Consider the following 22,477-nt stretch of genomic DNA (forward strand, 5'->3'; position numbering starts at 1 on the left):
AAAATAATCTTAGAATTAGATTACTCAGTCTTTTTTTATGGTAATATAATTAGTAGAATGAAAAATATGTAGAGGACAGTATGAAGATTATAATTTCACCCGCAAAAACTTTTAAAATTAGAAAAATTAAAAACAAAAATTGTGATTGTCTATATGAAAGCAAGAAAAATGAGCTAGTTTCGATTATAAAAGAAAAATCAGCCGAAGAACTTAAAAAATTGTGGAAATGTTCCGACAAAATAGCAGAGGAAAGTTACAACCTTTATCAAAATTTCGATGAGGCACCAAAAGGTTGTGCGATATTAAGCTTTGACGGAATACAATATCAATACATGGATGTTAACTCATTGGATGAAAATCAATTAGGATATCTGGAGGAACATCTCAGAATATTATCGGGACTTTACGGAATACTTAGACCATTAGATGAAATATCAAAATATAGATTGGATTTTGAAGACAAATTAATTAATCTGTATGAATTTTGGGAAGATGAAATAAGAGATCACTTTAAAGGTGAGGAAATAATCGATTTGGCATCAAAAGAGTATGGTCAGAATATTTACAAATACTTAGATGAAACACCTGTTAAGATTGATTTTAAAGAAGAAGTATTTGTAGAAGGAGATATAAAATTAAAGACAAAAGCAACTCCATCTAAAATTCTTAGAGGTAGAATGGTAAATTATATGGCAAGAAATAATGTTGAAGATATTGGACAATTGAAGAAGTTCTCTTGTGATGGATATAATTATTCTGAAGATTACAGTGATATAAATAAGCTTGTTTTTGTGAAATCAAAAGTGTCTGATTAATTAAAAAAGACTTTGTTTGTAACATGTGTTAAACAAAGTCTATTTTTTGATTTTTTTGATTTTTGTTTTGTATTTGTTTCTATAATCGTTAGGCGTAACTTTCACCACTCTACGAAATGCCTGATCGAAATATGATTGGGAATTGAATCCACAGAGTTTTGCTATATCGTTGATTGGCTTGTTTGATGTTTTTAATAGCAACATCGCAGATTCCATTCTTCTGTTTAGCAAAAATTGCATTGGAGTTTTACCGTAATGATTTTTGAATTCGTGGATTAAATGTGACTTAGAGACCATAAATTTTTCTGAAATAGAATCTAGTGTGATTTCTTGATTGAAATTTTCATAAATATAATCTTCGACATGTTTAGTAAATGAATCTTGTGCAGGATCATCCATTGTGAATTTTAAATCGCCACGTCTTTGAATTTCTGTAATCAAAATACTAATCAAACAAGAACACACTCTTTGATATCTAAATCTCTTGTACTTGGCTTCTTCCAATATTTTGTTGATATAGTACAAAATTACCATATCACGGTCATTGATGTGATTGTGTTTGATACTAAGCACTGCTTTATCTTTTTGTTCTGTATCAAAAGATACTTCAGAAATAGCTAGTGTATAGAATTCAAAACTTTCTGATTTAGAAATTTCTGTAATTCTGGAACCTTGATTTACTATTAATACATCAAAAGGAAGAATTTCTATCTTTTTGTCATTTACAATAAAAGTTCCATTTCCTCTAAGACAATAGTACATTTGATAAAAAGGAAGTATTCCTCTTTTTATTTCTTCATTCATTTTAAGTTCTGTTTTAGAAATAAATAATAACTTGATGTATAAATCATCTCTAGGCTCAATCTTGTAAAATTCACTATTCATTTTCTTTTTCCAAGCAATCCTTGCATATTCCGTTAATCAAAATATTTGTAGAATAGATTTTGAATCCTTTCAAATCGGAACTTTCAACTGTATTTTCCGTATTAAAATTGTAAATCTTGCCACATTTATCACATTTAAAATGTCCATGAGTTTCAGTCGTTATGTCGTATCTTAGCTCTGAGTTATCGATGTTAAGTTCAGATACAATACCAGCTTTCACGAAGACTTTAACTGTATTATAGATAGTTGTTCTAGATAATGTAGTCAATTTAGGAGCTAAATTTCTGTAAATATCATCTACAGTTGGATGAATATGATGATTTTCCAAATAATCTAAAATTACAATTCTTTGATATGTAGGTTTAATACCATTGTCTAGTAATTTTGTTCTTAAATAATTTCCATTGTTTTCCATAATAATTTCCTTTCAAATAACGCTTTTTATTATATCAGCTAGAAGATATACAAGTCAAACCACTTGAAATATATTTGACTTCAATGTAGAATATATAGGATAAAAAATCAAAGGAGTGTTTTATGAAAAGAATTATTGGAGTAGACGAAAAAGTATCTCCAAAGATGCTAATACCTCTAAGTATTCAACATACTTTCGCTATGTTTGGAGCGAGTGTATTGGTGCCTATAGTTTTGGGGATTAATCCTAGTATTGTTTTATTGATGAACGGTATAGGTACACTGTTATTTATTTTGATAACAAAAAGAAAAGCACCGGCGTATTTGGGAAGTAGTTTTGCCTTCTTAGGACCTGCAACCATAATAATTGGACAATCGGGATTTCGTTATGCACAGGGAGCTTTCGTTGCGATAGGACTTATTGGATGTATTTTAGCATACATAATTTATAAATTTGGAACGGATTGGATTGATGTCGTTCTGCCTCCGGCTGCTATGGGAAGTGTTGTAAGTTTGATAGGATTTGAACTTGCACAAGCAACTGTTTCTGGCGGTAAAATCGGTGCAAATATTATGACGGATACAAGAACTACAAACGATCTTATAGTTTTCTTGGTCACATTGTCAGTAGCAATCTTAGGTTCTGTTTTATTCAAAAAATTCTTAGCTACAATACCGATATTAATCGCAATTATAACAGGTTATATTGTAAGTGTAGCATTAAAAATGGTCGATTTTACACCGGTAATGCAAGCATCATTATTTACGTTGCCTAAATTTCAACTTCCAATATTTGACCTAAAATCTATAATCACAATGTTGCCTGTAATTTTGGTAATAACAAGTGAACACATTTCACACCAAGTAGTTACAAGTAATATCATAGGAAGAGATTTATTAAAAGAACCTGGCCTTCATAGATCGATTTTTGCAGACAACTTTTCAACTGCAATATCTGGATTTATAGGCGGAGTTCCAACAACAACTTACGGTGAAAATATCGGCGTAATGGCAATTACTAAAGTTTATTCAGTTTATGTAATTGCGGGAGCAGCTTGTATATCAATTTTAATGGCATTTATTGGACCATTATCAGCGCTTATTTCATCAATACCAGGAAATGTAATAGGTGGAGTAACATTCTTACTTTACGGTATGATTGGAACAAGTGGTATCAGATTATTAGTAGATCAAAAAGTAGATTACTCACAATCCAAAAACTTAATATTAACTTCTGTAATATTTGTAACTGGACTTTCAGGATTGAAAATAAACTTCTTGGGAGTATCATTATCAGGAATGGTTCTAGCATCAGTTGTTGCAGTAGTATTGAGCTTATTATTCTATGTATTTGATAGATTGGGAATAATGAACGATTAGTAAGTATAATTAGTGGACTTTTATTAGTTCACTAATTTTTTTATTGAAAAATAGCATTCGTATCATTTTTTCGCAAGTTTATGTATAATTTTAGTATGAAGGTTTTAATTATAGAAGACGATAAAATAATTTTAAATTCGCTTAAAAAATATTTAGAAAATTGGGAATACGAAGTGTTCACAAATTCTGGAATAGATATTATGGAGGATGTCAAGAATAAAAAGCCAGATATAATATTGATGGATATTATACTTCCTAGTTTTAACGGATATTTTTGGTGCGAAAAAATACGAAAAACAACTGATATTCCAATAATTTTCATATCTTCAAAATCAGAGGATTTGGATATAATAATGGGAATGCAGATGGGAGCTGACGATTATATTACTAAGCCATTTAATTTTGATGTATTAATGGTTAAAATCAACGCCGTAATGAAAAGATATTACGGAAACAACATCATCAAAAGCGTTTTGGAGTTTAATGAAGTCATGCTTTTTGTGAATGAATTCAGATTAGAATTCGATGACAATGAAATTAATCTCACAAAAACAGAAATGCTAATTTTAAAATCGCTATTTGAAGCTAAAGGTGAAATAGTCACTAGGGAAAAATTGATGGATAAATGTTGGCAAAATGATTTTTTCATAGATGATAATACTTTAGCTGTGAATATCAATAGAATAAGAAAAAAATTAAACAAACTTGGCTTGGACGATTTCTTGTTGACTAAGAAATATTCAGGATACTATTTAAATGATGGAAGAAATTAAAATGGATAAATTAGTGTGTTTTTTGAAGAAAAATCTCAATTCTATTTTGTTTTTTGTGTCAATAAATGCTATTTATTTTATGGTTGTTTATTTGAACAATGTAGACCTAAAAGTATTTTTACAAGGTTTTGAAATCTGCTTTATAGTATTTCTAATTTATTTGGTGATTAAATACTTAGATTTTCAAAAAGAATTGTCAAAAGATGAGAAAATAGTAGATTTGGAAATTCAAATTGAAAATATTAGAAATCAGTATATTTCTTGGCAAAAAGATATCCAAGAATATTTTTCTATGTGGGTACATCAAATTAAAACACCGATAACTTGCTTGGAAATTCTGATAGAAGATAATAAAGAAATGAAGATGCAACTTAAATCAATCGACAATTACACGAATATGGCTATAAATTATTTGAAGTTAAATTTGCACGAAAAAGACATGGATATAAGCGTTGTAGATGTGGATAATTTACTGAATATTTTGGTCAAAAAATACTCACTTTTGTTTATAAACTCACATATTAGCCTAGATTTTAGAAAACACGACATAAAATGCATTACAGATAGCAAATGGTTAAGTGTTTTATTGGAACAAATCCTCTCTAATGCGATTAAATATTCTGAAAATTCACAAATTATCATAGATTCATTCAAAAAAGATAATTCAGTAGTGATTTTAATTGAAGACAAGGGAATAGGGATTCCAGAAGAAGATATCAATAGAATTTTTGATAAAGGATATTCGGGATTTAATGGAAGATTGAAACAAAAATCAAGTGGTTTGGGATTGTATTTGGCGAAATCTATCGCAGATAAACTAGATATTAGATTGAAAGTCGACTCTGTTGTAGGTCAAGGTAGTAAATTTTATATTATTGTGAATAACTAATCTTACAATTTTGTAAGATTGAATGATTTTTGTTAGTTTAGATAAATGCTACTTTTTCTAAATTCATTTAACATATAGTTATGGAGGGTGTTATGAATATTTTAGAATTAAACAACGTAAGAAAAGTATACAAAACGAAAAATGTTGAAACAGTAGCATTAAAAGATGTGAATTTTTCTGTAGAAAAGAATGAATTTATAGCGATAATGGGAGAATCAGGCTCAGGTAAAACAACTTTACTTAATGTAATATCAACATTAGATAAGCAAACTAATGGAAAGGTTGTGTTAAATGGCAAGGATATATCCACTTTAAAAGAATCGGAAGTTGCAAAGTTCAGAAGGGAAAAGCTGGGATTTGTATTTCAAGATTTTAATTTATTGGATATTTTCTCAAACAAAGACAATATATTTTTGCCGATGGTGCTTTCAGATTATAAGCCAAAAGAAATGGAGAAAAGATTATCTGAAATTCAAGGTTTGTTAGGAATTGAATCTTTTGTGGGCAAATATCCTTATGAGGTTAGTGGTGGACAAAAACAAAGAATTGCTATTGCAAGAGCTTTGATTACAAAACCAGATTTGATATTGGCTGATGAGCCAACAGGTGCATTGGATTCAAAATCATCAGATATGATACTTGATTTATTCACAAAAATTAATAAATTAGGACAAACTATATTAATGGTAACTCACTCTGTGAAGGCAGCTTCGTTTTCTAACAGGGTAATATTCATAAAAGATGGTGTTGTGTTCCATGAGATTTACAAGGGAAATAGCGACAACAATGAATTTATGCAAAGAATTAATGAGTCATTATCTGTGATAAATAATAGAGGTGTAGATAATGAATTCTAAATTATCTACAAAATTTGCTCTCAAAAACTTAAAAGCAAACAAAATTGTAAATATTCCATATATTTTGTCAACGAGTATTATGGTGGCGATTTTGTTTATTATGATATCTCTATTAGATAACAAATACGTTATGCAAAAAGACCAATTTGGAGCGATAATAGTTTTCGGATCGATTATTATTGCGATATTTACATTTGCGATTATTATGTATGCGAATAGGTTTTTGATAAAAAGAAGATTCAAAGAATTCGGATTATATCGTGTTTTTGGATTGGAGAACAAACACATAAATAGAATTTTGCTAAAAGAAAAGTCGATATTTTTTGTGCTTATTTCAACATTAACAATTGTATTCGGTATTACATTGGGGAAAGTATTGTTCTTAGCCGTTGGAAAATTGATGCAAGAAAATTTCAGCATAATGCAGTTTGGAGTTTCAACCAAAGCAGTTATATTATCACTGCTATTTAATCTTGTAATTAGTGTGTTAACATTTATCTTCGATATATTAAATATAAAATCAGCTACAACCAGGGATTTATTTGCAAAGGGACAAAAATCGGAATCTGAACCAAAAGTCAAAGTAGTATTTTTCATTCTAGCAATAATTCTAACTGCCATTGGTTATTACATTGCGTTGACAATCGAAGGAAGCTTGGAAAGCTTGTTGATGTTTTTCGTGGCAAGTTTACTTGTATTGTTTGGAACGTACTGTGGATTTGTTGCAATAACAATTTTTGTACTAAAATTGATGAAGAAAAACAAGAATTTCTTCTATAAATCGAAAAATTTTATTACGGTTTCTGGAATGCTTTACAGAATGAAATCAAATGCAGTCGGATTAGCTAGTATTGCAATTTTATGCACAGGAGTTGTAGTATCATCGTCGACTACAATGGCGATCTACAACAGTGCAGAAAAAGTTGTCGATTCAACTGTAAACAGAGATTACAAATTGACTGGAACGATTATACCAGATAAGGATTTTTCTAAAAATATCGAAAAAGAAAAAACTAGATTAAAAAATTTAGTCACAGAAAAAACAAATCCTAAAAATGATTATTATCAAGTTAGTACAATGATGTTTGCAAACCTTGAAGGTAATAAATTCACAAGAATTGGAAGGAATAATGACAAGCCTATCTATATTATGATTCAAACGTTGGATTCATTTAACAATAAGTTTTCCAAAAATTATTCTTTGAAAGACGGAGAAATTTTATTAAATTCAAATTACATGAAATATTTAACATCAGATAAGATAACATTGGGAAGTGTTGATTATAAATTCAAAAAAATAGATGAGCTTGAAGGAAGAAATATCGCAGTGGATATGTTCTACGTCGTTGTAAAAAACGATAAGGATTTGGTAAGATTTTGCAATGATTTCAAAATGCCAATGGAAAATGATGCAGGATACAAGCCTTTAGAAGTAAATGTAACTTACTTTTTGGATTCAGACAAAAAACTAGATGAAGAAGACTTTATTTCAAAAGACGATTCTATAAAGTTTAAATCTAGGCAAGAAACTAAAACAGGAGTGTACAGTTTGTTTGGAGCGTTCTTGTACATTGGCTTTATAATCAGCTTTGTTTTATTAGTAGGAACTTCAATTATTGCATATTACAAACATTTGTCAGAAGGAATTGAAGATAGAAAAAACATTCAAACGATGAAAAAAGTCGGATTGTCAAACAAAATGATTAAAAAGACATCATCTCAACAAATATATTGGATGTTCTTCTTGCCACTTTTTGTGGCAGTAATTCACTCTGCAGTTGCATCAAAAATGTTGTATCAATTGTGTGGAGTTTTTGGAATAAGAAATATATCTGAATTTGCTATTCCGTTTGCGATATCAGTAGCTATAATAATTGTAGTGTATTTCGTAATATTTAAAATAACAAGTAACGTCTACTATAATTTGGTAAGCGAAGAAGAATAAACTGGGGGAAACTCCAGTTTTTTCGTTGTGTGTTTTAAAAAATAATGGTTTCGTGATAAAATAGGAATATCAATTAAGAGGGGTTTTAAAATGAAAGTAGTTAGAACTGAAGATGCGGTAGGTCATATTTTACCGCACGATATGACTAGAATTGTAAAGGACGTGGTTAAAGAAAGAGCTTTTAAAAAAGGTCACGTTATTACAGAAGAAGATATTCCTGTTCTATTAAGTATGGGCAAGGAACATATTTATGTTATGGAATTGGAAGATGATGATTTACACGAGAATGATTGTGCAATTATTTTGAAAGATATTTGTATTAATGAACATATGCATTCATCTGATATAAAAGAAGGCAAGATAGAAATAATTTCTGATGTGGATGGATTTTTGAAAGTCGACAGAGATAGGTTATTCAAGTTAAATTCAATTGATGACATTTCCATTGCAACTGTTCTTGGCAATCAACCAGTAAGAAAAGGACAAAAAATTGCTGGAATGAGAATTATTCCACTTTTCACAAAAGAAAAAATAATGGACGAAGCGAAGAAAATAATGAATGGAGTTCCTATTTTGGAAATCATTCCATTTGATAAGACAAAAAAATGTTCAATCATTACAACTGGTTCTGAAGTGTACAAAGGTCTAATCAAAGATCAATTTGGACCTGTGTTAAAACAAAAAATGAAGGATTACAATTGTGAAGTAATAAATCACGTCATAGTCGACGATAATAGTGAAAATATTACACGAGAAATCAACAAAGCATTAGAAAACAAATCTGATATAATTTTGGTTTCAGGTGGAATGAGCGTCGATCCAGATGATATGACACCAAAAGCTATAAAAGATTCCAAGGCAGAAGTGATAACTTACGGTTCTCCTGTACTACCAGGAGCGATGTTTATGTTGGCTTATAAAAACGACACTGCAATTATGGGACTTCCAGGTTGTGTGATGTTTAACAAATCTACAGTTTTCGACATTATTTTGCCTTATATTTTTGCAAATATTAAAGTTACAAAAGATATGATTAATAGTTTGGGTTATGGTGGATTTTGTATGCAATGTTCAGAGTGTCACTTCCCAAATTGTGAGTATGGTAAAGGGTTATGATTGGAAAAGTAATAAACGAGAAAAAAATATATTTATCGGCAGCAATTCTTGTAGGTTCGTTGATTTTTGGGGTTTTCATTAGAAAACAATCGGGTCTTTCATTCGAACCGAAAATAATGAATTTTGCACAAAATCTTACAGATAATTTTACTTTTTATATTTTCAAATCATTCACAATACTTGGAAATTTCAGCACGTATTTTTTGATATTAGCTATTAGCTTATATTATTCAAAACGTATTGGCAAGAATTCATTTTTTTCAATAACATTAATGTCTTGTTTAATTGGCCTTGTAGTTATGAATGTGTACAAATATAGTTTTGTGAGAGTAAGGCCGTTAGATTTTTTCAAAATAGAACAAGGTGGTTACAGTTATGTTAGCGGTCATAGTTTGGTAAGTACAAGCTTTTATTTTACTTTGAGTTATTTGTTATGCAGTTTGAAAAATTACAAATTCATTTATTTGAGAATAATTCCATTTGTAATTGCTTTTAGTAGGTTGGTTGTGGGAGTGCATTGGCCAACAGATGTGTTTTTTGGAATGTTAGTGGGATATGTGTGTTATCTAGCTACGATTTTTGTAGCAGAAAAATATATAATAAAATCAAATAAAAATCTTGATGAACTATAAATTTATTTTTATGGTTCATTTTTTATTGGAAGTTTCCTACTATACATTTGAACTTGGTTGGTATAAAATTTAATATGAAGTATTAAAGGAAGGATTAAAAATGAATAAATACGATTGGTTTGTAATAATAAGTAGCATTGTTCTGTTATCGATTACTTTTTTTCTTGGATTTGTTGTATTAAAAGACAACGAAACAAATTTGGATAGAAGATTAAAGGAACATTTTACTAAAATGGGACATAATTCCCTTATTGCGATGATGGCAAAAATTACGAAGTTTGGAAATGTTGAAACACTTATGATTATAAGCATTCCAATAGTTTTTTTCACTGTAAGTCAGCATAACTATGTATCAGCATCAGCTATAATTATGAGCGTTATGCTAAGTGTTATAGCGGTTCACACTTTAAAATTTATATTTAGAAGAAAAAGACCAAAAGTTACAACCGGTATCAATTATATGGGATATTCTTTTCCAAGTGGACATTCATGTGTTAGTATGAGCTTTTATTTGACGATTGCTTATGTGCTAAGTTATGGATATAAATTTTTCTTCGTGACGATGTTGATTGCCATTGTGTTTGCGTTTATGATTGCCATTTCCAGAATTATTTTGGGAGTACATTGGCTTACGGATGTCGTAATAGGTAGTTTTATTGGGCTAATATGTGCATATTGGTCTATATATATGTTCAAAATGAATTATTATTTTACATTTATTTTTGGTTAGGAGTGAAATTATGAGTACAATTGAAAAATTAAGAAAAGACAAAATGTTAGCTATGAAGAACAAGGATAAAGTTAAATCCGGAGTTATTTCTTTGATTATGAGCAACATTTTATTGGAACAAAAAGAAAAGAAAAGAGATTTGACAGACGAAGAACAATTAGCTTTTGTTAAAAAAGAATTGAAACAAACAATGGATACATTGGAACAAACTCCACAAGATAGAGTTGAAGCGATTGAAGAAACAAAACAAAAAATAGAAATTATTAAATCATATCTTCCAGAACAGTTATCTGAAGATAAATTAAAAGAAATCATAGAAAAATTCATTGAAGAAAACTCCCTTGAAAAATCAAATAAGTCGAGAGGACAAATAATGAAATACGTCATGGGAGAATACGGAAAATTCACTGACGGTAAGACTGTTAATAAAGTAGTTGAAGAGATTATAGGTGCGTAGTGGATAAGAATACTGTATTAAATTATTTTAAAGATTTCTCTAAAATAAATAGATGCTCAAAGCATGAAGAAAAAATCTCGGATTATTTGGAAAACTTTGCTAATAATAACAGTTTAGAGTGCAAAAGGGATAAGTTCAACAATATCTACATTAAAAGAGAATCAGACAAAAGTTTGGAAGACAAACCAGGAATAATTCTACAAGCGCACATGGATATGGTTTGTGTTTCTGATGAAGATTATGATTTTAACGATGGAATCAAAATCATGGAAAAAGATGGCTTCATGTTTGCTGACAAGACAAGCCTTGGGGCAGACAATGGAATTGGACTTGCCATAGCCATGGCTACTTTGACATCCAATTACAAACTTCCTCAAATAGAGGCTGTGGTGACTACAAGTGAAGAAGTCGATATGAGTGGTGCGATGAATTTCGATTTTGATTTGTCTGGAAAATATTTCATTAACATAGATTCAGAAGATGAAAATGAATTGATTGTAGGCAGCAGTGGTGGGGAAAATGTCAATATTGAAATAAACAAGAATTACGGTTCAGAAAGCTTGTCCAATTTTTACAAAATTTCTGTAAAAGGACTTAAAGGTGGACACTCTGGAATGGAAATTGATAAGAACCACCAAAATGCAATCAAGGTTGTGTTTAAATTCTTGGAATCATTAGATGATTATTATATCTGTGATTTCAAAGCTGGATCAAAGGACAACGCTATTCCTACAAATGCAGAAATAATCTTATCTACAGATGAATCCATTGACTCACTTAACAAAAAATCAGAAGAATTTATATCTAAGGTTGATTTGGAAGATTTTGATAAGGATTTGAGGCTTTTAATTGAAGATGTAAGTCCCCAAAAATGCTTAGATAAAAATACAACAGAAAATTTCTCTGGTTTAATTGGAGAATTAAACTCTGGTGTGATTTCTTACATTGAAGGACTTGATGAAACAGTCGAAACATCTTGTAACTTGGCGATTGTAAATTCTTTGGACGATAAATTCGAAATCATATTATCTACGCGATCTTCAAATCATGACAAATTAGTAGCGCTACGAGAAGATATAGTTTCAAAAGCGAACAAACACAATGCAACTGCCTTCGATTACAATTATTATCCTACTTGGGAATTCAATGAAAAATCAGAGTTGATGGAAGTTGCAAAGAAAGCTTTCTCAAAAGTAAACGACAAAGAAGTAGATGTTAAAGTAATCCACGCTGGACTTGAATGTGGAGTGTTTGCAGAAAAATATAAAAAAATTGACTGCATTTCAATTGGACCTACAATGCACGATGTACACACAACAAAAGAAAGATTAGATATTGAATCTTTAGAGAGATTTATTAAATTCTACAATGAAATTTTGAATATGTTGACTAATTAGTTACGCTGTATTATAATAGTATTACAGAAATACAATTAGGAGGTCGTATGAAAAATAATAAAAAGTTTGCAATTATTTTAGCCATAATTGTTTTAGCCTGTGTTGGAGGATTGGTCTTTAAATTAGTTAAAGCTAGTCAGAAAAACGAAACCAAGTATAGCTTGTATACGGTATCTGCAGGAAGTGATTTGGTGTTCAATGCAATATCAAAAACTGGCGATGCACAACAAGTTTATAACAATCAAGCTTATGGTGAGATTGAAAAAGTTCATGTAAAAACTGGTCAATCTGTTAAAAAAGGAGATTCACTGATTACTTTTGTGAACAAGGAAGTTGAAAAACAAATTGATCAGATGCAATTGCAATTAGAACAAGCAAAAAGTCAAGCAAATTATGCACTTGAGGATCGAAATAGTGCATACAAATCTTACAATAAATTAGTAGAAAAATATAACGAAACTTTTTCTCCAGAATTGGAAATGCAAATTGATCAAATGGAACCGACACTTAACCAATCAAATAGAGCTTACAAACAAGCACTTGACCAAGTAGAGTTGCAAAAGAAACAACTTAATGATTTAAAAGAAAGTTCCAGAAAAACAATTAATGCAACTATATCTGGAGTTTGTAAAGTTAATGAAAAAAACATCGATAATCCGATGAGTCAAGGAGCATTGGTTGAAGTTACTAGCGATGAAAATATTATTGAAGGAAATATTTCTGAATACGACTACAATAAATTAAAAGAAAATGATGAGGTTGAAGTAATTCCTATTAATGGGGACGAAAAAACAAAAGGAACTGTAGTAGAGATTTCTAATACTCCAGAAAGTCAAGCTGGATCATTTGAAGCTAATCAAATGCAAAACATGACAGAACAATCTGGAAGTAATTCTTCAAATTTTGTATTTAAAATAAAAACACAAAAACCTATACACATTGGATTCAACGTTCAAGTAAGAAAAAAATCAGATAAGATTGAACTTGCAAAAGACATGGTAAAAGAAGAAGATTCTAAATACTATGTGTTTGAATACAAGGATTCAAAAGCTGTGAAAAAAGAAGTTCAACTAGAAAAAAATACTAATTCTTATACTGTGATTTCTGGATTGAAATCTGGTGACAAAATTATTTCTAAAGTAAAAGATTTGAAAGATAATCAAGAAATAAAGGTTGAAGATTAGTTATGATAGATTTAATTAAAATCAATAAGTTTTACAATTCAGGAGAAAACAAGCTTCACGTTCTAAAAGATGTTAGCCTTAACATTAATAGTGGTGATTTTGTCGCAATAATGGGTGAGTCTGGTTCTGGAAAGTCTACGTTGATAAATATCCTTGGATTTTTGGATAAAAAATTTACAGGACTATATAAGTTTGAAAATGTTGAGGTAGGTAAATTTACAGATAATAAATTGTCCGATCTTCGCAACAAATCCGTGGGATTTATCTTCCAACAATTTCAACTTATCCAAAATTACACCATAGCTGAAAATGTAGAACTACCTTTATTGTATCAAGGTAAATCCTATAAATACGCAAGAGAAAAAGCATTGGAAGCTTTGGATTTGGTAGGAATTAAAACTCAAGCAGACAAAAGACCGAAACAGCTTTCAGGTGGACAACAACAAAGAGCAGCTATAGCACGTGCCATTGTTCACAATCCGAAATTTATTATAGCAGATGAGCCAACAGGTGCGCTTGATTCAGAAACAAGCAAGGAAATAATGGCGCTTTTTAATGAATTGAATCAAAAACTCAAAATCACGATAATAATGGTTACTCACGATAAAAATATTACACATAATTGCAACCGAAAATATTTTATGTTAGATGGTGTTTTAAAAGAGAGGGATAGTTATGAAGTTTAATATTTTATTAAATACTGCCTTCAAAGATATCATCAAAAATAAAAAGCGATCTTTACTTACTATGCTTGGAATTATTATAGGGATTGCAGCAGTAATAACTATTATCGCAATTGGTAGAGGTTTCCAAGATTACGTTGTTGATAGTTTAATGGGTGGAGAAGGAAAGGAACTTAGCGTTGCGTTTTATTTCCAGCCTGAAAATCCAACAAATTCAGTGGGAAGCAATACATCCGTCTTCACAGAGAAAAATATTCGAGATATTCAGCAAATGACAGATGTCGTAAAAGTTGAATCCGATCCAGAACAATTTCAAAATAATCTTTTAAATGTTTCGATACGAAAAAATGATGGAAAATTAGAAAGTGGATTTGCAAAACCTGTCGAAAAAACTGAAAGCAAAATTGTAAATGGTAGAGCTATTACGAAATTAGACGGAGATACTAATCAAAAAGTCGCTGTAATATCAAAAAAATTAGCAGATGATTTATTTGAAAATGAAGATCCGATAAATAAAACAGTGATTTTAAAAAATGATAATTATGTTATTGTCGGTATTAAGGAAAATAATGCTGCTACAAATTTATTTGTCATGGGAAATGATGTAGAACTGCCGAAAGGTACGGTTGAATCTCGTAAACCTAAAAATAATAATTCAATATCGATGATTAATGTTATTCTGAAAAATGGTACAAAAGTTCAAGACAAAGCAAAAGAAATCCAAGAATATCTTGAAAAAAATGGTCCAATGAAAGCTGCAGGATCATATAACTTCGTTGATATTGCGCAACAAATTGAAGGTATTAGTAATGTGTTAGGTTCGGTTACTATATTTATATCTTTAATAGCTGCTATTTCTCTTCTAATTGCAGGAATTGGGATGATGAATATGATGTACATTTCAGTAGCTGAAAGAATCAAAGAAATAGGAATTAGAAGAGCAATTGGAGCAAAGAAAAAAGAAATTTTGTATCAATTTATGTTAGAAGGGATTATTGTAACTGTTATTGGTGGAATAATTGGATACATTATTGGAATGATAGCTGCATTTATTGCATCCAAATTCTTGCCATTTCCAATCAAACTAGAACTGATGCCGGTTTTGATATCTTTAGGAATATCTTTGGGCATAGGAATTGTGTTCACTTATTCTCCGGCAAATACAGCGGCAAACAAAAATGTAATAGATATTATTTAAGATTAGAAAATGAGTTTATTAATCAATAAGCTCATTTTTTATTTGATTTTTAGCATAAAATCCTATATATTTTTAGTGGGTGATTAAATGATATTAATGATAGATAATTACGATTCATTCACTTATAACATTGTTTCTTATTTGAGAATTTTGAAAGAAGAAGTTATTGTGAAAAAGAATGATGAGATAAATTTGGAAAAAATCAAAAAATTAAATCCGGAAATTATTGTGATTTCTCCAGGGCCTAAAACTCCAAAAGAATCCAAAATTTCTCTTGAAATATTTGAAAAATTAAAAGGGGAATATCCAATTCTTGGAATTTGTTTGGGCCATCAAGCATTGGCTTACTCAATGGGGCTTCACATTATAAAAGGGCCACGTCCAATGCATGGGAAAATGACAGAGATTAAACATGACGGCAAAGGAATATTTACTGATATTCCAAATCCTGTAAAGGTTATGCGTTACCATTCGTTAATCGTTGATGATAGCAAATTTGAAAATGGAATGTATGAAGATATGGTTATAACATCAAAGACTTCTGATGGAATAATTATGGGATTTAGAGATTCGAAAAATAAGATAGAAACTGTTCAATTTCATCCTGAAAGCGTGGGAACTGATTTTGGCTTGAAAATGATTGAGAACTTCTTAAAGGAGGTAAGAAATGATTCATTCTAAAAAAATCAAATCAGATGTAACCGTTCTAGATATTTTATATAACATTAAAGACAAGAGTTTACCTTTTTTATTAGATAGTGCAAAGGGAAGTTACAATCAAGGTAACAAATCATATATCGGTTTTGATCCGGAAATTGTTTTAAAATCAAAGGATAACAACGTTGAAATCAGTGGTTTTGTGAACAAAAAAGTATGTGATAATCCGCTTAATCAACTCAAAATATTGATGGATGATTATTTTGAAGAAGATGATAATCAATTTATTGGTGGAGCGGTTGGACTTTTATCTTATGATTTTACAAGTTCTAATTGTAATGTAGTTTTAAATTCTGAAAAAAACACCGAAGTATACGATGCTTATTTTGGAATTTACTTCAAAATAATAGAGTTTGACAATAATACACAAGAATACACGATTTATTACTTGGATGATACAGATATTAGAGATGTTGAAGCAGCATTTGTCAAACCAGATTATGTAGATAAGGAATATAAAACATCTGAACTTATAAAAACTGTAACAAAAGAAGAATATGCGAAAAGCTTTGATGACATAAAAACTATGATTGAAAATGGTGATGTGTACGAAGTTAACTTAACACAGCAATTCATTGTAGATACGACTAAAGATAAGTTCGATATTTATAAGAAACTTCGCGAAGTTAACAAGGCAGATTTTATGGCTTATATGGACTTTGGGGAATACTGTGTTTTATCTTCATCTCCAGAGAGGTTTTTTGATTGTCAAAACGGATTTGTTCAAGCTAGACCTATTAAGGGAACCATTAGAAGATCTGATGATAAAGATGAAGATGAAAAATTGAAAAAAGAATTACTAAATAGCGACAAAGATATTTCAGAATTATTGATGATAGTGGACTTGATGAGAAATGATTTGGGAATGAGTTGTGATGCTGAAACTATAAAAGCTATTAGCAATTATACGTTGGAAAGTTATGAAAATGTTCATCATTTAGTAGCTACAATTGTTGGTAAATTGAGAGAAGATGAAGATGTGTTTAGCTTAATCAAAAATATTTTTCCAGGAGGATCAATCACGGGTGCTCCAAAACTTGCATCAATTGAAGCTATTGATAAGGTTGAAAAATACAACAGAAATATTTATACAGGATCTATTGGCTACATTTCATTTAATCAAAATTGCGATTTAAATATTTTAATCAGAACGATTTTAAAAATAAAAGATCGCTGTTATTTTTCAGGTGGTGGTGCTATAACTTGGGATTCTGAAATGAATAGCGAATATGATGAAACAATTCAAAAATCAAAAAAAGTGTATGAGGCTTTGATATGAACGATGGAATAAAATACGGTAAAGGACTTTTTGAAACGATAAAAGTTAAAGATTCTAAGCCAATTTATTGGGAAGATCATATTGAAAGACTTGAAAATTCAATGAATTTTCTGGGAATAAATACGGATGATTTAAGAGACAACATCTACGAAAAAATACAAAATATTGATTTGAATGCAGATTGTTTGAGGATAATGGTATTGGATAACAATGGCGATTATGATTTATATATTAACACTAGAAACACAGATTATTCCGATTTAAAGTACACACAAGGATTGAAATTAAAAGTTCTCAATCAGTTAAGAGACAAAAACAATCCTCTTGTTTATCACAAAACCAATAATTACTTACTGAATGATTATTTGCACAAAGAGTTATTGAAAGAAGGGTTTGATGAGGGGGTTTTTCTAAATCAAGACGGAAATGTAACAGAAGGAACGTACACAAATTTGTTTTTTATTCAGGAAAACACAATCATCACGCCACCTGTAACTGATGGTATGTTGCCAGGAATTTTTCGCAAAAAACTTATAGAATTTTTAGAGACAAATGGTTATAATATCATTGTAAAGTCAATTAAGTTAAACGATATACGAGTTATGGATTGTTGTTTTGTCACGAATTCTTTAATGGAAATGAGATTTGTTAAACAAATTAATGAGATAATGTTTTCGAAAAACAATCTGTTTTGCGAATTATCGGAAAAACTTATGAAAGAAAATTAATTTACAATTTTAAAATGACGTATTTTTGAAATCGGAGGAGTTTATGGATCAAGACTACAAAACCTACATGAAGTTGGAAAATCAGCTTTGTTTTAAACTTTATGCAGCTTCTAGAATGGTGACAAGTACATACACACAATTTTTGAAACCTCTAGGGTTTACCTACACTCAGTACATTGTGTTATTAGTTCTCTGGGAAAAAGATGGAATTACTGTAGGAAAGTTGTGTGAAAAGTTATATTTGGATAACGGTACTATCACGCCTGTTATCAAAAAGATGCAATCACAAGGTTATCTTGAAAGAGTACGTAGCTCAAAAGACGATCGAGTTGTAATAATTTATCTAACAGATGAAGGGAAAAAATTACAAGAAAAAGTAAAAGATATTCCAAAATTAATGAATGGTTGCTTGGAATTACCTGATGAGAAAAAAGTTCAATTATATGATTTACTACAAGATTTTTTGAATAGCAATTCTAACAATAAGAAATAGGAGAAAACTATGAAAAATGTATATGATTTTAATGTCAAAGATATGGATGGAAACGATGTAAGCTTAGAAAAATACAAAGGTAAAGTATTGCTGATAGTTAATACTGCTACTGGTTGTGGATTTACGCCTCATTACGAACCTTTGGAAGAAATGTATAAAGTATTTAAGAATAAAGGTTTTGAAATTTTGGATTTTCCTTGTAATCAATTTGCAAATCAAGCTCCTGAAAGTAATGAAGACATTCAAAAATTCTGCACAATGAAATTCGGAACAGAATTTCCTCAATTCGATAAGATCGATGTAAATGGAGAAAATGCCGATCCGTTATTTTCTTATTTAGCTACAGAAAAACCGTTTAAAGGGTTTGGTAAAGGAATAAAAAACCTTGCACTTGATAAATTTGCCAAGTTAAACAATAATAAATTTGGAGACAAAGCTTATATAAAATGGAATTTTACAAAATTTTTAATCGATAGACAAGGAAATGTTCTAGAAAGATTCGAACCTACTGTAGATATGGATATAGTAAAACAAAAAGTTCAAAGTGTCCTTTAGGAGTTTGATTATGTACGAAAACCAAAATTTAACAGCAAACAATTCTAGACGAGAAAAGATTATTATTAAAACAAGTATTTTAGGAATTATTACCAATGTATTTCTAGCAATTTTCAAGGCTATAATTGGTTACATTACAAATTCTATTGCTGTAATTTTGGATGCTATCAACAACATTTTAGATGCGTTATCATCTGTTGTTACTATTGCTGGAGCAAAGTTAGCCTTCTAAAGCACCAGATAAGAAGCATCCTATGGGCTATGGAAGGATTGAATATTTGAGTTCAATGATTGTGGCAGCAATTGTTTTATATGCTGGTATTACTTCATTGGTTGAATCAATAAAGAAAATAATTCATCCACAAGAAGCTGAATACAGTATTATTTCAATTGTTATCATCGCAGTAGCCGTAGTAGTGAAATTTATACTCGGGAAATACGTTAAGAGACAAGGTGAAAAAGTTGACTCTGGAGCATTAATCGCTTCAGGTGCAGATTCGATTTTCGATTCAATTCTATCATTATCTGTATTCATCTCGGCAATAATTTATATGATTTGGAGTATTTCGCTTGAAGCATATGTTGGGGTACTACTTTCTGGATTTATCATAAAAGCCGGTTTTGAAATGATGATGGAAACTATCAATCATATAATTGGTCAAAGACAAGATAAAGAGATTTCAAATAAAATAAAAGATCTAATTAATGACGAAAAACAGGTAATAGGAACTTATGATTTGATACTTTTTAATTATGGTCCCGATAAATACTACGCTACAGTTCATTTAGAACTTCCTGACACAATGTCTGTAGCTGAAGTAGATCAATTAACAAGAAGACTTCAATTGAAAGTTTACAAAAAAATGGAAATTATTTTAATTGGAGTAGGGGTAGATTCCTACAACACAAAAGACGATGAAACTTCTAGAATTAGGAATGACGTTCAAAAGCTTGTATTATCACATGATTGGGCATTACAGTTACATGGATTTTATATTGATATTGAACAAAAAAACATGAGGTTTGATGTAATTGTAAGTTTTGAAAAAGATTTTAAAGATGCAGTTGAAATTATAACTGATGAAGTGCAACAAAAGTATCCTGATTACAAAATACTTATGATTCCAGATATAGATATTACAGATGTTTAAAAGAAAAACGACTAATATTAGTCGTTTTTCTTAATTTATTCTAGATAATAATAATTTTACGATTTCGCTGTTATCATCTAATTTTATAGCTGGTATAGTTCCAACTTCTTCATTAGTTGTGCCATCTTCATTAAGACCTTGTCCAAGTGGATACTCCACGATTAATCCTGTGTTAGGAAGTGACTTGTAAGTGTGAACTATATTCAGACCATTTCCAGAAGTTGTTTCTCCTACAGTAGTTGCAAACTTCGTTCTGTTGGCTATTTGACACACGAAATCAGCACTGTTTCTGGTATTTTTGTTTTGTAATAAATACACATCGCATTTTTGTTCTTCTGATTTTTTTATTGCTAGTTTAAAATTAGTAATGTATTTTATACTTTTTTGATTATCGTTTATTTTGATGTTCGCCACATTTTCTGTAGTTTTAAAGCTGATACCATTTCTATCTAGAATGTTTTTTGAGATAATAGGTTGAGTTTTATTTGCGACATTAAACTCAACATTTATGTCTGATTTTAATAGAGGTTTGATTATCACATTAATCGCATAATCTAAATTATCGGAATCATTATCTCTCAAATCTATTATGATTTTATTTTTCTTTTTATTAGTTTTCAAGATACTGCTGAAAATTTGGGCGTCCTGTTGAATATTTACTGAATCAAAGTCTGATACTTTTACATATAATGCATCTTTGTAATTATCTATGGAATATGCTCTGAAAGTTTTTTCAGGAATTTCTTCAGTCAAATTAGAATATCTCTTCATTGATAAATTATTTAATATTTGATTGTGATTATCTTGTTGTAGAATTTCACTAAAAGTGTGTTTATCCGCTATTCTAACATTTGAATCATAGAGCTTTTTCAAAATACCATTGTACAAATCAACTACTTCTTGTGTCGACATTTCGTCTTTCTTCTTGCCTGATTCCAATTTTATTTTAGACTTAAAGTTGGGTTTTAAAGATAAAAAGTCGATATCTTTGTATTTTTTTGTTTGTGGTAAATTCATATATGAACTTTCAATTTGATTACATAACTCATCAAAATCTCTGAGTATGTATTTTTTGGGAATCATTTGACTGTACTCAGCTGGTCTAGAATTTATGTATTTGTAACCGAAAAAGCAAAAGATAAGTAATAAAACCAATAAAAATATTTTATTCGCAATTTTATTTCTTTTTCTTTGTTTATTCGCTCTATTATGTGATGTTTTCATTTCTCACCTCTTTTTAATCAGTATAATATAAAAAAAAGAAAGGGTCAATTGAATAAAATAGTAGAAATTGGGTATATAAATATAGAAAGAGAAAAAGAGGTTAGTTATGAATAATGTTTTACTGATAAATAGAATAATTCCTACAATTGATGACGATAGAATTTGCAACATTACTTTTGTAATTGCAGACATGCATTTACAAGAAGTTCACGATAAAATAATTAAGGTTATTGACTCATCAGAATATATGGATTTAAATAACACCGAAATAAATTACAATGGGTTTACTACCAAACAAAAGGCAAAATTGATTCCTGAAATCATGAAGGTATTGGTGGAAAATAATTTGAAAGTTTATGGTGTTTATGATTTGTATTCTTAAATTTATGGTAAAATGATTAACTAACAGTCACATAAATTAAATTATAAGGAGTATGATAAAATGAACAGAGAAGAATTATTAAAAAAAATTGACGAACAATTAGTTTTTGAATTACAATCAGGCTATGAATACAAACAAATGGCTTCTGAATTCAATGATATGGATTGGGATGGATTTGAACACTTCATGGAAAAGCAAGCTCATGAAGAATATGAACACGCTGAATACTTCAGACATTGGTTACAAGAAGTTGGATATAAGATTGAATATAAAACAATTGAAGCTCCAAAAGCTGACTACGATAAAGATGTATTAAGCATTTTTAAAGCGGCTTTAGAACACGAAAAAGAAGTTACAAGAAGAATCAGAGAATTATTTGATGCAGCTCATGAAATCAAATTCTATGAAGTATACACTCTTCTACAAAAATTTATTGACGAACAAATCGAAGAAGAAGCTACTTTTGATAATATCATAGCAAAACTTGAAAGAACTGAAAACAGTAATGCTGGTCTTGCAATATTAGATCACGAAATGGCACAAAGACAATAATTCTAGCAAATTAGTATAAAAGTCCCCGTAGGTTAATATTT

26 protein-coding genes are annotated in these 22,477 nt (G+C 29.9%); 23 read left to right on the forward strand and 3 right to left on the reverse strand.

Annotated features, from left to right (window positions below):
- The first annotated feature begins 80 nt into the window (after positions 1 to 80).
- On the forward strand, positions 81 to 815 hold the full coding sequence (gene yaaA, locus ACU68W_RS04100) for a peroxide stress protein YaaA (protein ID WP_446756158.1): 735 nt from the start codon (positions 81 to 83) through the stop codon (positions 813 to 815).
- Between the two features lie 39 nt (positions 816 to 854).
- On the opposite strand, the gene ACU68W_RS04105 is transcribed toward yaaA, so the two are convergent.
- Together ACU68W_RS04105 and ACU68W_RS04110 are read right to left on the reverse strand one after the other, a co-directional pair.
- On the reverse strand, positions 855 to 1,700 hold the full coding sequence (locus ACU68W_RS04105) for a helix-turn-helix transcriptional regulator (protein ID WP_094205947.1): 846 nt from the start codon (positions 1,698 to 1,700) through the stop codon (positions 855 to 857).
- Positions 1,693 to 2,115: a Fur family transcriptional regulator gene (locus ACU68W_RS04110; protein WP_094223612.1), complete on the reverse strand. Its 423-nt coding sequence runs from the start codon at positions 2,113 to 2,115 to the stop codon at positions 1,693 to 1,695. Before ACU68W_RS04110 ends, ACU68W_RS04105 begins: the two co-directional genes overlap by 8 nt.
- A gap of 122 nt (positions 2,116 to 2,237) precedes the next feature.
- Here ACU68W_RS04110 and uraA point away from each other — a divergent pair, with 122 nt between their 5' ends.
- From uraA to ACU68W_RS04210, 20 genes are all read left to right on the forward strand, one after another.
- Positions 2,238 to 3,494 carry a uracil permease gene (uraA, locus tag ACU68W_RS04115; protein WP_094208828.1) on the forward strand — a complete coding sequence of 419 codons (1,257 nt, stop codon included), beginning with the start codon at positions 2,238 to 2,240 and terminating at the stop codon, positions 3,492 to 3,494.
- Between the two features lie 80 nt (positions 3,495 to 3,574).
- The gene (locus tag ACU68W_RS04120; RefSeq protein ID WP_094223611.1) at positions 3,575 to 4,267 is read left to right on the forward strand and encodes a response regulator transcription factor; all 693 of its coding nucleotides are present in this window, start codon (positions 3,575 to 3,577) and stop codon (positions 4,265 to 4,267) included.
- Between the two features lies 1 nt (position 4,268).
- On the forward strand, positions 4,269 to 5,156 hold the full coding sequence (locus ACU68W_RS04125; protein ID WP_242428002.1) for a sensor histidine kinase: 888 nt from the start codon (positions 4,269 to 4,271) through the stop codon (positions 5,154 to 5,156).
- A gap of 92 nt (positions 5,157 to 5,248) precedes the next feature.
- Positions 5,249 to 6,013, forward strand: coding sequence for an ABC transporter ATP-binding protein (locus ACU68W_RS04130; protein ID WP_094223609.1), 765 nt, complete (start codon positions 5,249 to 5,251; stop codon positions 6,011 to 6,013).
- Entirely contained in the window at positions 6,003 to 7,958 is a 1,956-nt protein-coding gene (locus tag ACU68W_RS04135) for an ABC transporter permease (protein WP_094223608.1), read from the forward strand. Before ACU68W_RS04130 ends, ACU68W_RS04135 begins: the two co-directional genes overlap by 11 nt.
- Before the next feature lie 90 nt (positions 7,959 to 8,048).
- Complete coding sequence (locus ACU68W_RS04140) at positions 8,049 to 9,074, forward strand: molybdopterin-binding protein (RefSeq protein ID WP_094223607.1); 1,026 nt, start codon at positions 8,049 to 8,051, stop codon at positions 9,072 to 9,074.
- A complete protein-coding gene (locus tag ACU68W_RS04145) occupies positions 9,071 to 9,706 on the forward strand; it encodes a phosphatase PAP2 family protein (protein WP_094223606.1) in 636 nt (211 codons plus the stop codon). The genes ACU68W_RS04140 and ACU68W_RS04145 overlap by 4 nt, the downstream gene beginning before the upstream one ends.
- Before the next feature lie 100 nt (positions 9,707 to 9,806).
- A complete protein-coding gene (locus ACU68W_RS04150) occupies positions 9,807 to 10,436 on the forward strand; it encodes a phosphatase PAP2 family protein (RefSeq protein WP_094223605.1) in 630 nt (209 codons plus the stop codon).
- Between the two features lie 10 nt (positions 10,437 to 10,446).
- Complete coding sequence (locus tag ACU68W_RS04155) at positions 10,447 to 10,893, forward strand: GatB/YqeY domain-containing protein (protein ID WP_094223604.1); 447 nt, start codon at positions 10,447 to 10,449, stop codon at positions 10,891 to 10,893.
- A complete protein-coding gene (gene pepD, locus ACU68W_RS04160) occupies positions 10,893 to 12,290 on the forward strand; it encodes a beta-Ala-His dipeptidase (protein WP_094223603.1) in 1,398 nt (465 codons plus the stop codon). The genes ACU68W_RS04155 and pepD overlap by 1 nt, the downstream gene beginning before the upstream one ends.
- A 47-nt stretch (positions 12,291 to 12,337) precedes the next feature.
- Positions 12,338 to 13,474 carry an efflux RND transporter periplasmic adaptor subunit gene (locus ACU68W_RS04165; protein WP_094205935.1) on the forward strand — a complete coding sequence of 379 codons (1,137 nt, stop codon included), beginning with the start codon at positions 12,338 to 12,340 and terminating at the stop codon, positions 13,472 to 13,474.
- Positions 13,475 to 13,476: 2 nt separating this feature from the next.
- Positions 13,477 to 14,160, forward strand: a complete 684-nt coding sequence (locus ACU68W_RS04170) for an ABC transporter ATP-binding protein (protein WP_094205934.1) — start codon at positions 13,477 to 13,479, stop codon at positions 14,158 to 14,160.
- Positions 14,150 to 15,355: an ABC transporter permease gene (locus tag ACU68W_RS04175; protein WP_094223602.1), complete on the forward strand. Its 1,206-nt coding sequence runs from the start codon at positions 14,150 to 14,152 to the stop codon at positions 15,353 to 15,355. Before ACU68W_RS04170 ends, ACU68W_RS04175 begins: the two co-directional genes overlap by 11 nt.
- An 87-nt stretch (positions 15,356 to 15,442) precedes the next feature.
- Positions 15,443 to 16,036, forward strand: a complete 594-nt coding sequence (locus tag ACU68W_RS04180) for an anthranilate synthase component II (protein ID WP_446756159.1) — start codon at positions 15,443 to 15,445, stop codon at positions 16,034 to 16,036.
- Positions 16,023 to 17,351, forward strand: coding sequence for an anthranilate synthase component I family protein (locus ACU68W_RS04185; protein WP_094223600.1), 1,329 nt, complete (start codon positions 16,023 to 16,025; stop codon positions 17,349 to 17,351). Before ACU68W_RS04180 ends, ACU68W_RS04185 begins: the two co-directional genes overlap by 14 nt.
- Positions 17,348 to 18,079: an aminotransferase class IV gene (locus ACU68W_RS04190; RefSeq protein ID WP_102163980.1), complete on the forward strand. Its 732-nt coding sequence runs from the start codon at positions 17,348 to 17,350 to the stop codon at positions 18,077 to 18,079. Before ACU68W_RS04185 ends, ACU68W_RS04190 begins: the two co-directional genes overlap by 4 nt.
- A gap of 43 nt (positions 18,080 to 18,122) precedes the next feature.
- Entirely contained in the window at positions 18,123 to 18,572 is a 450-nt protein-coding gene (locus ACU68W_RS04195) for a MarR family winged helix-turn-helix transcriptional regulator (RefSeq protein ID WP_094223598.1), read from the forward strand.
- 9 nt (positions 18,573 to 18,581) lie between these two features.
- On the forward strand, positions 18,582 to 19,127 hold the full coding sequence (locus ACU68W_RS04200; protein WP_094208814.1) for a glutathione peroxidase: 546 nt from the start codon (positions 18,582 to 18,584) through the stop codon (positions 19,125 to 19,127).
- A 10-nt stretch (positions 19,128 to 19,137) separates the two neighbouring features.
- Complete coding sequence (locus tag ACU68W_RS04205; protein ID WP_275542315.1) at positions 19,138 to 19,359, forward strand: cation transporter; 222 nt, start codon at positions 19,138 to 19,140, stop codon at positions 19,357 to 19,359.
- A gap of 22 nt (positions 19,360 to 19,381) precedes the next feature.
- On the forward strand, positions 19,382 to 20,278 hold the full coding sequence (locus ACU68W_RS04210; protein WP_275077102.1) for a cation diffusion facilitator family transporter: 897 nt from the start codon (positions 19,382 to 19,384) through the stop codon (positions 20,276 to 20,278).
- Between the two features lie 30 nt (positions 20,279 to 20,308).
- Here ACU68W_RS04210 and ACU68W_RS04215 read toward each other — a convergent pair whose 3' ends face one another.
- Positions 20,309 to 21,502 (reverse strand): S41 family peptidase, encoded by a 1,194-nt coding sequence (locus ACU68W_RS04215; RefSeq protein WP_094223597.1) that lies wholly within the window; start codon positions 21,500 to 21,502, stop codon positions 20,309 to 20,311.
- 106 nt (positions 21,503 to 21,608) lie between these two features.
- On the opposite strand from ACU68W_RS04215, the gene ACU68W_RS04220 reads away from it, so the two are divergent.
- Together ACU68W_RS04220 and ACU68W_RS04225 are read left to right on the forward strand one after the other, a co-directional pair.
- Positions 21,609 to 21,884: a hypothetical protein gene (locus ACU68W_RS04220; RefSeq protein WP_002836777.1), complete on the forward strand. Its 276-nt coding sequence runs from the start codon at positions 21,609 to 21,611 to the stop codon at positions 21,882 to 21,884.
- A 60-nt stretch (positions 21,885 to 21,944) separates the two neighbouring features.
- The gene (locus ACU68W_RS04225; protein ID WP_002836776.1) at positions 21,945 to 22,436 is read left to right on the forward strand and encodes a ferritin; all 492 of its coding nucleotides are present in this window, start codon (positions 21,945 to 21,947) and stop codon (positions 22,434 to 22,436) included.
- Positions 22,437 to 22,477 lie beyond the last annotated feature (41 nt).

This window comes from Finegoldia sp. P2-F-LR (assembly GCF_052932265.1).